Here is a 13,298-nt window from a genome sequence, read left to right as displayed (position 1 = left end):
CCTCGGGCCGCATTGTTAGCCGTTAGGCCAAGATCAGCGGAATTTATCCGTGACGAACTTGCCGCCAGTGACGGTGAATTCGCGGAAGTTGCCCGCAGCTTCGCCATTGCCAATCAACTCGACCGAGGTTGCGCCAACATAGTCGATGTCGGTGCCAGCAGCGATCAGTTCCAGCGCACGGCCCAGATCGCCTGCGTTGACTTTTTCGCCCGGAGCGTTGGCCACGTCCATGACTTTGGCGGTCCAATCCTTGGAATTGGTCGATTTCGCCGCTTCCATCGCCAGCATGATCAATGCTGCCGCGTCATAGCTTTCGCCGGTGTAGGACGAGGTCGGGTCAAAGCCAGCAGCCGTTGCCAGTTCGGCAAATTTCGCAGCACCTTCGGAATCGGTACCGGGCACGGTGCCCATTGTGCCGTTCAGGCCATCACCAATGGCGGCGATCAGGCTTTCACCATACATGCCATCGGGCAGGAAGAACGTGTCAAACGCGCCGGTATCAAGCGCTGCTTGGATCACGCCTTTGCCGCCTTGGTCAACATAACCGGCAACAACAAGTACATCCCCACCAGCGGCAGCCAAAGTGGCCACTTCGGCAGAATAGTCGGCTTTGCCATCTTCATGCGCCGTTACAACGGTCACAGTGCCGCCTTTGGCTGCAAATGCTGCTGCAATGCTGTCGGACAAGCCTTTGCCGTAGTCGTTGTTGGTATAGGAAATCGCGATGCTTTTCATGCCACGCTCTGTCAGAACGTCAGCGATAACTTCGCCTTGGCGGGCGTCAGACGGTGCTGTGCGGAAGAACAGGCCGTCATCTTCGGCGCTCGACAGACCCGGAGATGTTGCAGATGGCGAAATCATGCCAATGCCGTTTGGACGTGCAACGTTTTGCAAAACCGAACCGGTAACGCCCGAGCAATCTGCGCCCATGATGCCGTTCACGCCTTCGGCGGTGACAAGGCGTTCTGCGGCAGCGGTGGCTGCGGCAGCGTCAACACAAGTGCTGTCCGCGCGAACGGGGGTGACAGTGCCGCCGCCCATGAACTTGCCCGAAGCGTTAACTTCGGCAATCGCCAATTCGGCGCCTGCGGCCATGTTGGGCGTGATTGATTCGAGTGGGCCAGTAAATCCGAGAATGATGCCGATTTTTGCATCTTCTGCAAACGCGCCACCCGCCATCAAGGCGGTTGCAGCTGTCGCGAGCATAAGTTTTTTCATTATAGTCTCCCTAGGTGGAAATTTTTCCAAGACCAAGATTAGACAAAGGGAAATGAAAAGAAAAGGCGCGAAACGGCGCGAAATCGGGCTGACTTGCAAAGAAAAACGGCAAAAACACCGCAGGTTGTGGGGATTCGTGCGTTACCCTGCGTCACCCGTGCTGGGCCGTCTTGTGCCGCCTGTCAGATCGACAGCCGCAAGGATGTGGCACCTTGGGTGCCGCGTTCGCGGTAAGGGGTGGTGGAGTAATGCGCACGATAGCATTTAGAAAAGTGCGACGGCGACGCAAAACCGCAGGCCAGCGCGACATTGATCACTGACATATCGGTCTGCATTAACAAATTGCGCGCTTTTGAAAGCCGCAACTCCATATAGTACCGCTTAGGCGAGCGGTTTAAATAGCGGCGAAACAGCCGCTCAAGCTGGCGCGTGGACATGCCCACATCATCTGCCAGATCGGCAGGGCTGATCGGTTCCTCAATCGCGGTTTCCATCATCTGGATCACTTGGGACAGCTTGGGGTGGCGCACGCCGATGCGGGTAGGGATAGACAGCCGCTGGGTGTCTTGGTCGGTGCGGATCGTCGAATAGATCAACTGATCCGCAACCGTATTGGCGACATCTTCGCCATGATCGGCGGCAATGATTTTCAGCATCATATCCAGTGACGCGGTGCCGCCCGCAGTCGACATCCGGTTGCCATCAATCACAAAGATTGAGCGGGTCAGTTTAACCTGCTCGAATTCCTCAAGGAAACCATCCTGATTTTCCCAATGGATGGTTGCCCTTTTTCCATCCAGCAACCCTGCCTTAGCCAAAGAATAGGCACCGGTGCACAAGCCGCCAATCGCCACACCTTTGCGCGCCTCACGCCGCAGCCAATTCAAAATCCCTTTGGTCGTGGCCTTTTGCACATCAATGCCACCGCACACCAGCACCGTATCGTCGCGATCAATTTCCGACAGCCCGATATCCAGCTTGAACGCCGCTCCGTTGGAGCAGTGCACCACGCCTTCGCTATTGCCTTCGCCCGCCAGCACCCATTGATAGACCGGCGCGCCAATCACACGGTTGGCAATGCGCAGCGGCTCAATCGCGCTGGCAAAAGACAGCATCGTGAATTTATCCAACAGCAAAAACACAAACCGCTTGGGTGCAGTGGTTTTTCCGACATTGGTGGCTTTTTGCTGCGGGACGGACATGAGCTTCCTTTGGGACGGCACGGGTGGGACGGCGCGGGATTGGTTAAAACCAACTACACCGAAACAGGAAATCATCGGCGCGGCAAGGGGGGCTTGGGTCTTTCACCCTTTGCTTTCCGCCCACACCTGCCTATACATCAGCCCGATACCGCTAACTTTCGGAGAAGACCGATGACGCAAGCTTGGAAAAAATCAGATTGGCGCAACAAACCTCGGGTGCAAATGCCCGATTATTTGGATGCAGATGCCTTGAACGCCGTTGAGGCCCAGCTTGGGAAATATCCGCCGCTGGTGTTTGCCGGTGAGGCACGGCGCCTCAAAAAGCAACTTGGGCTGGCGTCCGAGGGCAAGGCGTTCTTGCTGCAAGGCGGCGATTGCGCCGAAAGCTTTGCCGAGTTTTCGGCTGACAATATCCGCGACACCTTTCGTGTGATGCTGCAAATGGCGGTGGTTTTGACCTATGGCGCGAAAGTGCCGGTAATCAAAGTGGGCCGGATGGCAGGGCAATTCGCCAAGCCACGCTCGGCCCCGACCGAGATCATCAATGGTGAAGAATTCGCCAGCTACCGTGGTGATATCATCAACGGGTTTGAGGCAACACAAGCCAGCCGGATCCCCGATCCTGCCCGTATGTTGCAAGCCTATACCCAAGCAGCGGCCAGCCTGAACCTGCTACGCGCGTTCTCGACGGGCGGTTTTGCCGATATTCACCGCGTGCATTCTTGGACGCTTGGCTTTGCTGAACATCACAATGCCGAACGCTACCGCGAGCTTTCGAACCGCATTTCCGATGCGCTTGATTTCATGCAGGCGGCGGGCGTTGACAGTTCGACCGCGCATCAGCTGAGCCAGGTAGATTTCTACACCAGCCACGAATCGCTGCTGTTGGAATATGAAGAGGCGCTGTGCCGTGTTGACAGTATCTCTGGCCAGCCGGTTGCAGGCTCGGGCCATATGATCTGGATCGGTGATCGCACCCGCCAGCCCGATGGTGCACATGTTGAATTTGCACGCGGCGTTTTGAACCCGATCGGGTTGAAATGCGGCCCGACGACGACTGCCGAAGACCTGAAGGTGCTGATGGCCAAGCTGAACCCCGAAAACGAGGCGGGCCGGTTGACGCTGATCGCGCGGTTTGGCGCGGGCAAGGTTGGCGACAACCTGCCACGCCTGATCAAAGCGGTGCAGGAAGAGGGCGCAAATGTGCTCTGGACCTGTGACCCGATGCACGGCAACACGATCAAAGCGGCAAGCGGCTATAAAACCCGTCCGTTTGAATCGGTGCTGCGCGAAGTGCGTGAATTCTTTGGCATTCATCACGCAGAAAATACTATCCCCGGCGGTGTTCATTTTGAAATGACCGGCAAGGATGTCACCGAATGCACCGGTGGTTTGCGCGATGTGACGGATGAAAACCTGTCCGATCGTTACCACACCGCCTGCGACCCACGCCTGAATGCCAGCCAGTCGCTGGAACTGGCGTTCTTGGTGGCCGAAGAGCTGTCAAAAACCCGTTTGGCGGAACGTCGGGTCGCACTTTGATCTGACGGCTTGACCTGGCTGCGGTTCTGATTATCGAAAAAGGGCACCAAGTGGTGCCCTTTTTTAATGCCGTTTCATCTGCGCCATTTAGCCAGTGACGTGGGTTATTCCACCAACCGCAAATAGTGCGGCTTAAAATCGGTGGCAGGTTCGGCAAACTCTTTGGGGGTGTCGTTTGAAATGACCCGTGGGGCGAATCCCGTCGCGGGTGCCTTTTCTGGCGCGCGGGCGGGGCGGTTTACGGGGCGGAGCAGCGGGCTGACTTGGCAATCGGAAATCGCAAAGCGGCGCGGGCTGCGGCCTATCTTACCTTTCAGTGCCAAGCATCCCAACGCAAGGTTCGTCTGCCCGCGGGCATCGCGCAACGGCATCACCAACATGCGTGAGGTCAGGTTCGGTTTTAGCAATCCGCCGCTTGCTTGCAGCGTCATTTCCAGAATCGCGGGGCCATGGAATACCTGTTCCAGCTTGCTGGTCAGGGCGGCGCGGGCATCGGGTACAAAGACCGCCGACAGGGGCAGGCCACGCACTTCCATCCCCATCAGATCGGAAAAATCCATCCCCGCAATCCGAAAACGTGCCATGCCTGGGGCGACTCGCTCTATCAGGAACGTGCTCGACAAAATCTGCTCTATGCCGCGCGGGTTAATATCGGTGCGAAACGGAATCTCGCCCGTCTGGCGCAACGCCTCCCAATAGGCGCGGACCAACACCAAAGGATCGTCACGTTTGGGAAATGCGCTGTCAGTCTCGTCATTCGATATCGTCATGTTACTTACCATATGGCCGCCAGTGCCGCGGACCTTTACTTGCTGCAATGTCTTGCTCTGGCCGGGCCCCCTCTCATCCTTTTCCTAGGGAATGACATGGTTAACGGTAGTGCAAGATGTGTTACTCAATTCTTAACATACATAATACAGGCTGCATTTAGTGAAGAATCTGTATAAATGGTAAATGCTTGCCCTACAGGGCGCGCGTTGCGCGAAACGTAGTCGAGGATTTTGGATATGACGCACTCAATGACAGGGTTTGCCACGCGGCGCGGGCAGTTCGGGGCGCATGCTTGGGCGTGGGATTTGCGTTCGGTCAATGGCAAGGGGCTGGATCTGCGGCTGCGCGTACCGGATTGGATCGACGGGTTAGAGCCGCAGCTGCGCGCGCTTTTGGGCAAGGGGCTGGACCGCGGAAATGTCAGCCTGACGTTGAAAGTAAGCCGTGAGGCGGGCGGGGACGCCCCGATGCGGCTGAACCCCGCGGCGCTTGCTTCGGCGCTTGCGATGTTGGCCGAGCTAGAGGCCGTGGCGATGGACAACGGCATCACGCTGGCACAGGCCAGTCAGGCCGACGTTTTGTCGCTGCGTGGCGTGATGGAGCAGGTGGGCGATGACACCGACACCGCCCCGCTTGCTGCTGCGCTGGTTGCGGATTTTCATGGCCTGCTTGCCGATCTGATCGTGATGCGGGTGGAGGAGGGCAAGGCGTTGCACCGCGTTATCTTTGGCCAGCTTGACCAGATTGACGCTTTGGTCACGGACGCCGCAACTATTGCCGAGGCGCGGCGCGATACGGTCGCGGATACCTTAAAAGAAAATGTTAAAAAACTGCTGCAAGCCGCTGATAATTTAGATGAAAAACGGATCGAGCAGGAGCTGGCCTTGCTGGCTGTAAAGGCCGATATCACCGAGGAGTTGGACCGCCTGCGTGCCCATGTTCAGGCTGCGCGCAGCTTGCTGGCGGCGGATGGGCCTTTCGGGCGCAAGCTTGATTTCTTGACCCAAGAGTTTATGCGTGAGGCCAATACACTGTGTTCCAAGGCGCAAGCTGTGGCGCTGACACGGGTTGGACTTGACCTTAAGGCCGTGATTGATCAGATGCGCGAACAAGTACAAAACGTGGAATAAAGATGCCTGATACACCCAACCGCCGTGGCCTTTTGCTTATCCTGTCGTCGCCTTCGGGGGCCGGAAAATCAACACTGGCCAAAATGCTGATGGAATGGGACCCGAGCCTGCGCTTTTCTGTTTCGGCCACAACCCGTGCGCCGCGTGCGGGTGAGCAGGACGGGCGTGAATACTATTTCCGCAGTCGTGCGCAGTTTGAGGCGATGATTGCGGCGGGTGAAATGTTGGAACATGCCGAGGTGTTCACCAATTTCTACGGCTCGCCCAAAGGCCCGGTCGAGTCGGCGATGGCCGAGGGCCGCGACACGCTGTTTGATATTGATTGGCAAGGCGGCCAGCAAATCCGCAACTCGTCACTTGGCCGCGATGTGGTGTCAATTTTCGTGCTGCCGCCGTCGATTGCCGAGCTGGAACGCCGCCTGCGTGGCCGTGCGCAAGACAGTGATGAGATTATTGCAGGCCGCATGTCAAAATCGCAGTCTGAAATCAGCCATTGGGCCGAATATGACTATGTTTTGACCAACCGAGAACTGGACCAAACCTTTACCCAACTGCGCACAATCCTTGAGGCCGAGCGCCTGCGCCGTGATCGCCAGCCGCAGCTTTCCAGTTTTGTGCGCGGGCTAAATCAGGAGTTTGAAACACGATGATCTATGCTTTGGACAGTATTGCCCCCGAAATTCACGCCGAGACTTGGGTGGCGGATGATGCCAATTTGATTGGCAAGGTCGTGTTGGAAGCGGGGGCGAGTGTCTGGTTCGGGTCCACTTTGCGGGGCGACAATGAAGAAATCCGCGTGGGCGAAAACAGCAATATTCAGGAAAACTGCGTGTTGCATACTGACCCCGGCACCCCGCTTGTCATCGGTGCGAATTGTACGATCGGCCATAAAGTGATGCTGCACGGCTGTATCATCGGCGAAGGGTCGCTGATCGGAATGGGCGCTATTGTGCTGAACGGCGCGCAGATCGGCAAAGGCTGTCTGATCGGGGCAGGGGCGCTGATAACCGAGGGCAAAGTGATCCCTGACGGCAGTTTGGTCATGGGCGCACCGGGCAAAGTGGTGCGCACATTGGATGCCGAGGCGCAAGAAAAGCTGCTGAATTCGGCGGCAAGGTATCGCGCAAACATGCAGCGCTTTCGGGCTGGGCTAAAGCCGGTCTAGGCGCGCAACTTTGTTCAGGCTACAAGGCGGCAAACGCAGAAGGATAGAGCTATGAAAATCGGCAATCGCAGCATTGGCCCCAATCATCCGCCCCTCGTGATCGCCGAAATCGGCATCAATCATGGCGGCAGCCTTGAGGTGGCTAAAGAAATGGTGCGGCTGGCCGCGCTTTCTGGCTGCGAGTGTATCAAGCATCAGACACATATCCTTGAAGATGAGATGACGGATGAGGCGAAGTCGATCTTTCCGCCCAATGCCGATGTGTCGATCTGGCATGTGATGGAGGCTTGTGCGCTGTCGTTGGACGACGAGCGCGCGCTAAAGGCCTATACCGAGAGCCTCGGGATGATCTATTTGTCCACGCCCTTCAGTCGCGCGGCCGCAGATTTTCTGGAAACGCTGGATGTTGCCGCCTATAAAATCGGCTCGGGTGAGGCCGATAACCTGCCGCTGATCCGCCATATCGCGCGGTTCGGCAAGCCGATCATTATGTCTACCGGTATGCAAAGCATCGAATCCGTGCGTGCAAGCGTGGCGATTTTGGATGCAGCGGGCGTGGATTACGCGTTGCTGGAATGTACGAACCTGTACCCCAGCCCGCCAGAAATTGTATCGTTGCAGGGGGTTACCGACCTAAAGGCCGCGTTCCCGCGTGCCGTTGTCGGCTTTTCAGACCATTCGATTGGGCCTGAAATGGCGCTGGCTTCGGTGGCTTTGGGCGCCTGTATTCTAGAGCGCCACTACACTGACAGCCGCTACCGCAAAGGCCCCGATATCATCAATTCGATGGACCCTGTGGAATTGAAATTCCTGATTGACCGGTCAAAGGAAATCCACATCGCGCTGCACAATCCCAAACAACGGACCGAGGCCGAAGAGCCGGTGTACCGGTTTGCCCGTGCAAGTGTGGTCGCAGACCGCGATTTGCCCGAAGGCCATGTGATTGCCGAATCTGATATTTGGGCCCGTCGTCCCGGTTCAGGCGAAATTGCGGGCTATGAGTTTGATAAGGTGGTGGGCAAACGCCTAACGCGAGCGGTGACGCGCAATACCCAGTTGAAATGGGCTGATTTGGCGTAAGAGGGCAGCCACCGACGCGGCGATCTATCGTAAGGTTCGGGGCAAATGCGATGCAGAGTGTTAAGTTGAAAAAAGGCCAATCTATGACGCGCACATTACTTTTCGTCACGGGAACACGGGCCGATTTTGGTAAGTTGGAACCCCTTGCAATCGCCGCGCGCGATGCCGGGTTTGCGGTGTCGTTCTATGTCACGGGCATGCATATGATGGCGCGCTACGGGCTGACCAAGCTGGAGGTGCAGCGCATGCAAGGTGTTGCTGTGCATGAGTTTTTGAACCAGCGCCCTGGCGATCCGCAAGATATGGTGCTGGCCAAAACCGTGATGGGATTTTCTGATTTCATCACCGAAACCAAGCCTGACCTGATTATCACCCATGGTGATCGGGTCGAGGCTTTGGCCTGCACGCTGGTCGCGGCCACCAATTACATCCGCTCGGGGCATATTGAGGGCGGTGAGGTTTCGGGCACGATTGACGAGGTTTTTCGCCATTGTAATACCAAGCTGGCGACGGCGCATTTTGTCAGTTCGGACTCAGCGGCGCGGCGCGTCATGGCCTTGGGCGAACCTGCGGCGGCGGTGCATGTCATCGGCTCGCCCGAGCTGGATTTCCACTCGCAGCCCAGTGGTGTGACGATAGATGAGGTGCGTTCCCGCTATGGCATAGCCTTTCAAGACTATGGAATCGCTGTGTTTCACCCTGTCACGTCCGAGCAGGCGACGATGGGGGCGCAGGCGCGGGCCCTTTATGGCGCGCTAGAGGTATCGGGGCGCAATTTCGTATTGATCGCGCCGAATAATGATCCGGGTTCCGAAGATATCTTTAGCGTCATCAACGCTTTGCCCAAAGATCGCTTCCGGCTCATCCCCTCGATGCGGTTTGCGCATTTTTCCGAGTTGATGAAAAATGCGGCCTGCATGGTGGGCAATTCCTCGGCTGGTGTGCGCGAGGCGCCGTTTTTGGGCATTCCGTCGCTAGATATCGGCACACGCCAACACAACCGCGCTGATGCACCCTCGATCACCTTTGCCGATGCGGGCGAAAGCGCCAAAATCGCAAAATTTCTGGCACAAGACTGGGGCAAAACGCACCTGCGCCACGAAGGTTTCGGGTCTGGTGCATCCGCCCAGCGGTTTGTTGCGGTGCTGAATGATCCCGGTTTTTGGGCGCGCGGCCTGCAAAAAGAGTTTCAAGACAATGAATAATTTACCAGCCGTTATCACCACACCCGAAAGCAAATCGCTGCGCAACTACCGGCTGCTGACCCAAGCGCTTGCGCCGCTGGCTTCGTTTCACCTGAAAAACCGGCTGCGAAAGGGGCGCGAAGATGCCGCGCGGTGGCAAGAAAAGCTGGGGCAGGCGGGGCAGGCGCGGCCCCAAGGGCGGCTGATCTGGCTGAATGCCGTGGGTTTGGGCGAAGTGATGGCCCTGCGTGGATTGATTGAGGCGATGGGGCGCGCCGATCCTGACGCACATTTTCTGATCACCTCTTCGGCGCGGTCCTCGGCGCAGGTGATTGCGACGAACCTGCCTGCGCGCACCATTCATCAATATTTGCCGTTGGACGCGCCGACCTATGTCGCGCGGTTTTTGGATCATTGGCAGCCCGATCTGTCCATTTGGGCCGAGCAAGAAATTTGGCCAAACGCCGTGCATGCCTGCGATCAACGCGGCATTCCCTTGGTGCTGCTGAACGCACGTATCACCGCAGAATCGGCGCAAAAACGCGGTATTATCAAAGCGATATACCGTGACGTGCTGCCAAGGTTTCAACGCATTATCGCCCAAGACGCGGCCAGTGCTGCGCATTTGCAGGCTTTGGGCGCGTCGGACGTAGCGGTTATGGCCTCATTAAAATGCACAGCACCGATGCTTCAGGCCAATGCGACCGAGCTGTCGCGCATGCAAAACATGTTCAAGGCCCGCAAGGTTTGGGTCGCTGCCTCAACGCATATTGAGGATGAGAGCATTGCCGAGGCTGCCCAGCAAACCCTGTTTGCGGCCGATCCAAGCTGGCTGTTGGTGCTTGTTCCCCGCGACCCTAAACGCAACGTTGCGGTTCCGATGCCGTTCGTGCGGCGCAGCGCGGACCCCGATCAGATGGTTGCCCCCATTTATCTTGCCGATAGCTTTGGCGAGCTGGGCCTGTGGTACCGGCTGGCCAGCGCCGCCTTGATCGGTGGCAGCTTTGGCGCGATTCAGGGGCATAACCCGTGGGAGGCCGCCGCCTTGGGCTGTGCCGTGTTGCACGGGCCGCGCGTTGGTAATTTCACCGCCGATTACGCCGCGTTGCATGTTGCAGGTGCTGCGCGTGAAGTGGCCGATTCGGCCGCACTTGCCTCGGCATTACAAAGCGCCGATCTGGTGCAATTGGGCTTGCGCGGGCAATCGCTTGTGCGGCGCGCAGCCCCGTTGGATGATTTGGCAGGTGAACTTTTGGGAATGCTGCGTGACTAGATTTCCGTCAACCAAGCTTCGCTTGGCACTGGCGTGCTATGGCGTGCTGTGGCTTATGGCTTGGCCTGCGGTGTTGGCCTACCTTTGGCGGCGCGGGCGCAAAGACCCCGATTACCGCAGCCATATCGCCGAGCGTTTCGGGTTTTACAACACGTCACAACCAGACAGCGTTTGGGTGCATGCGGTGTCTCTGGGCGAATTGCGCTCGGCTGTGCCGCTGATCAACGCGCTGCTGGGGCAGGGCGAAAGGGTGGTCATCACCCATTTCACCCCTGCAGGTCGGCGCGAATCGACCCGTGTTTTCGCTGCGGCGATTGCTGCGGGGCAGGTCAGCGTGGTCTGGGTCCCGTTTGAGATCGGCCTGTGTTTTCGTAGCTTTTTCAAGGCCTTCAAGCCAAAATACGGGCTGGTAATGGAAATTGAGATTTGGCCGCGCATGATTATGGCATGTCGTGCCAAGGGCGTGCCTCTGTTCATGTGCAACGCGCAATACCCCAGCAAAAGCTATGCCCGCGATACCAAAACCGGCCTGCGCGCGCAGATTATGCAGGGCTTTGCCGGTGCTTTGGTGAAATCCGATCTGCAAGCCACGCGCTTTGGCTCGGTAGGGGTGAAAAACATTCAGGTCACGGGCGAGCTGCGCTTTGATCAGCCTTTGCCACAGGCCCAAATCGCGGCGGGTAGGGCGTTGAAACCCATGCGCGATGTGGTGGTGATTGCCAGCGCGATTGAGGGCGAGGATGCTGGATATATCAGCGTAATCAAGGCGGTGCAGGCCGTGCGTGACACGCTTTTCGTCTATGTTCCCCGCCGCCCCGAACGTTTTGAAGAGGTCGCGGAGCAGCTAACAGCCGCTGGTCTGCGCATTGCCCGCCGGTCATCCACGCTTGGCCCCGACCTTTCCGGCAGATTGCCCGCAGATATCGACGTGTTTTACGGCGATAGTCTTGGCGAGATGTATTTCTACCTTGCGATGGGAACCCGAGTCGTCGTCGGCGGCGGTTTTAACGCCAAAGGCGCGCATAATATTATCGAGCCTTTGGCCTTGAAAAAACCTGTTCTGGTGGGGCCCGAAACCTTTACCATCGAATATCCGTTTGTCGAGGCAGAGGCCGCAGGCGTGGCAAAATCTGTCCCCGATGCTACAGCCCTTGCCGCCGCCCTAATTGCGCGTGACGACCCGACGCCCGCGCAAATCGACGCGTTCTTTGCCGCCCATGCAGGCGCCACGCAGCGCACATTGGCCGGTATTGCCAAGCTTAGGCCTTAAGCCCTGCATCAATCTGCTGCTGTAACAAAAACTCGACGATCTTAAGGTCGAACGGGCTGTCGATATCGTGGCACCGCTCGGCCGACAGAACATAGGGAATCACCCGCCCGTCATACAGACCCTCGGCGCGGCGCAGATAATCGGGGGCAACCACATAGACCACGCCCACATGCTCATAGACCACAGGCGCTTGCTGACGCGCCAAAACACGGCCGGGCAGGGGTTTTGACACATGAAGTGCGCCACTTTCGTCCGGCTCTACAAGGTTGAAATAGGGGTTCTTGCGCGCCTCGCAGCATGACATCACCATATCGGGTTGCTCGGCCGCAAATAGCGCCAGCGCATCGGTGATATCCTGGGGCAGGCGCAGCGGGGAGGTGCAATCCAGATCGAGAAACGCCGTCGCAGGGCCGGTGATCGCCTCGGTTACCCCCAACGCGTGCTGCCAGACATGAAACTTGCCCGCCGTATCGGTGGCCAAATGCGCAGGGCGCAGCCCGATTTCCAGAGCGCCACGGCGCACCGCATGTTCGTACATTTCCTCATCATCGGTTGAAACCACGACCGCATCGACCTGCGGATCGGCAAAAAGCTGATCCAGCGACCAATCCATCAAGGGCTTGCCACAGACCTTGCGAAAATTTTTTCCCGGCACGCCTTTTGACCCTTTGCGCACCCCGATATGGCCAATAATCATCGCTTTCCCCTTTTTTATATAGCGTTAGGAATGGCGCTGTTTACCAGCATTTGCAATCTGTTGCGCCGTCTAACGCAGCAAAATTCATTTCTTTGAAAAAATGCTGAAAAGCCCTCTTGCACCCCGCGGAATCATCGGCTATTCCACCGCCAACGGGTTGTTAGCTCAGTTGGTAGAGCGCTTCGTTTACACCGAAGATGTCGGCGGTTCGAGCCCGTCACGACCCACCATTTTTTCAATTATCGAAAATATGTAGGCCAGCGTGCCTTTGGGTAGCGCTGGCTTCTCATATGCGTTTTGCCTGTGCGGTCGCTGGCGTCACTGGCTGCAAACAGCCTTCACAGGTCAACAGCTTACCGATGCTATTCCCCAATCATGAAGGGGGGCGGCTACCGCTATATCGCTCAGCTGATCATGTTTATGCGTCCAGCCCGTGGCATTCAGGGGCGAAAATCCACCTTTACCAACGGCTTGGAAATATTCCTGCCTCAAGGGGCGAAAAAACAACATTGGCCGCTTGACGCCGCCTGCGCCCCACCGTAATACCCCCACACGTTCGGGCAGGCTCGGATGGCATACGCGGTTGTAGCTCAGTTGGTTAGAGTACCGGCCTGTCACGCCGGGGGTCGCGGGTTCGAGCCCCGTCAACCGCGCCAGCCATCCGCCTGCCTGAACGTGAATTAAAAATGCGCGGTTGTAGCTCAGTTGGTTAGAGTACCGGCCTGTCACGCCGGGGGTCGCGGGTTCGAGCCCCGTCAACCGCGCC

General features: G+C 57.6%; 12 protein-coding genes and 3 tRNA genes. 11 read left to right on the top strand and 4 right to left on the bottom strand.

All coding sequences use genetic code 11. The annotated features are described in order from the left end of the window. Positions 1-33: 33 nt before the first annotated feature. Positions 34-1,218 (bottom strand): ABC transporter substrate-binding protein, encoded by a 1,185-nt coding sequence (locus ACEN2J_RS11570; RefSeq protein ID WP_442105993.1) that lies wholly within the window; start codon positions 1,216-1,218, stop codon positions 34-36. Positions 1,219-1,400: 182 nt separating this feature from the next. Further along, positions 1,401-2,420 carry a GlxA family transcriptional regulator gene (locus tag ACEN2J_RS11565; RefSeq protein WP_442105991.1) on the bottom strand — a complete coding sequence of 340 codons (1,020 nt, stop codon included), beginning with the start codon at positions 2,418-2,420 and terminating at the stop codon, positions 1,401-1,403. Between the two features lie 171 nt (positions 2,421-2,591). On the opposite strand from ACEN2J_RS11565, the gene ACEN2J_RS11560 reads away from it, so the two are divergent. Next, the gene (locus ACEN2J_RS11560) at positions 2,592-3,962 is read left to right on the top strand and encodes a class II 3-deoxy-7-phosphoheptulonate synthase (RefSeq protein ID WP_442105990.1); all 1,371 of its coding nucleotides are present in this window, start codon (positions 2,592-2,594) and stop codon (positions 3,960-3,962) included. A 104-nt stretch (positions 3,963-4,066) separates the two neighbouring features. Here ACEN2J_RS11560 and ACEN2J_RS11555 read toward each other — a convergent pair whose 3' ends face one another. Then, entirely contained in the window at positions 4,067-4,732 is a 666-nt protein-coding gene (locus ACEN2J_RS11555; protein WP_442105989.1) for a PAS domain-containing protein, read from the bottom strand. A gap of 237 nt (positions 4,733-4,969) precedes the next feature. On the opposite strand from ACEN2J_RS11555, the gene ACEN2J_RS11550 reads away from it, so the two are divergent. From ACEN2J_RS11550 to ACEN2J_RS11520, 7 genes are all read left to right on the top strand, one after another. Then, entirely contained in the window at positions 4,970-5,863 is an 894-nt protein-coding gene (locus ACEN2J_RS11550) for a YicC/YloC family endoribonuclease (RefSeq protein WP_442105988.1), read from the top strand. A gap of 2 nt (positions 5,864-5,865) precedes the next feature. After that, positions 5,866-6,513 carry a guanylate kinase gene (gmk, locus tag ACEN2J_RS11545; protein ID WP_442105987.1) on the top strand — a complete coding sequence of 216 codons (648 nt, stop codon included), beginning with the start codon at positions 5,866-5,868 and terminating at the stop codon, positions 6,511-6,513. Beyond that, positions 6,510-7,028, top strand: coding sequence for a gamma carbonic anhydrase family protein (locus ACEN2J_RS11540; RefSeq protein ID WP_442105985.1), 519 nt, complete (start codon positions 6,510-6,512; stop codon positions 7,026-7,028). Before gmk ends, ACEN2J_RS11540 begins: the two co-directional genes overlap by 4 nt. A gap of 51 nt (positions 7,029-7,079) precedes the next feature. Continuing rightward, the gene (locus ACEN2J_RS11535) at positions 7,080-8,108 is read left to right on the top strand and encodes an N-acetylneuraminate synthase family protein (RefSeq protein ID WP_442105984.1); all 1,029 of its coding nucleotides are present in this window, start codon (positions 7,080-7,082) and stop codon (positions 8,106-8,108) included. 83 nt (positions 8,109-8,191) lie between these two features. Further along, positions 8,192-9,313: a UDP-N-acetylglucosamine 2-epimerase gene (neuC, locus tag ACEN2J_RS11530; RefSeq protein WP_442105982.1), complete on the top strand. Its 1,122-nt coding sequence runs from the start codon at positions 8,192-8,194 to the stop codon at positions 9,311-9,313. Continuing rightward, positions 9,306-10,565 (top strand): 3-deoxy-D-manno-octulosonic acid transferase, encoded by a 1,260-nt coding sequence (locus tag ACEN2J_RS11525; RefSeq protein WP_442105980.1) that lies wholly within the window; start codon positions 9,306-9,308, stop codon positions 10,563-10,565. The genes neuC and ACEN2J_RS11525 overlap by 8 nt, the downstream gene beginning before the upstream one ends. After that, a complete protein-coding gene (locus tag ACEN2J_RS11520; RefSeq protein WP_442105978.1) occupies positions 10,558-11,835 on the top strand; it encodes a 3-deoxy-D-manno-octulosonic acid transferase in 1,278 nt (425 codons plus the stop codon). Before ACEN2J_RS11525 ends, ACEN2J_RS11520 begins: the two co-directional genes overlap by 8 nt. On the opposite strand, the gene ACEN2J_RS11515 is transcribed toward ACEN2J_RS11520, so the two are convergent. Then, positions 11,825-12,532, bottom strand: a complete 708-nt coding sequence (locus ACEN2J_RS11515; protein ID WP_442105976.1) for an acylneuraminate cytidylyltransferase family protein — start codon at positions 12,530-12,532, stop codon at positions 11,825-11,827. The two genes, ACEN2J_RS11520 and ACEN2J_RS11515, sit on opposite strands and share 11 nt — an antisense overlap. A gap of 154 nt (positions 12,533-12,686) precedes the next feature. Between ACEN2J_RS11515 and ACEN2J_RS11510 the strand changes: the two genes are divergently transcribed. The 3 genes from ACEN2J_RS11510 to ACEN2J_RS11500 all read left to right on the top strand — a co-directional run bounded on the left by ACEN2J_RS11510 (position 12,687) and on the right by ACEN2J_RS11500 (position 13,296). After that, a tRNA-Val gene (locus ACEN2J_RS11510) sits at positions 12,687-12,762 on the top strand. A gap of 349 nt (positions 12,763-13,111) precedes the next feature. Further along, positions 13,112-13,188, top strand: a tRNA-Asp gene (locus ACEN2J_RS11505). Positions 13,189-13,222: 34 nt separating this feature from the next. Then, a tRNA-Asp gene (locus ACEN2J_RS11500) sits at positions 13,223-13,296 on the top strand. Positions 13,297-13,298: the final 2 nt, after the last annotated feature.

It is taken from the genome of Pseudorhodobacter sp. W20_MBD10_FR17 (assembly GCF_052119765.1).
Lineage (GTDB): Bacteria > Pseudomonadota > Alphaproteobacteria > Rhodobacterales > Rhodobacteraceae > Pseudorhodobacter.
The sequence above is the reverse complement of the archived record's forward strand: the minus strand, read 5'-3'. Positions and strand labels throughout refer to the sequence as shown.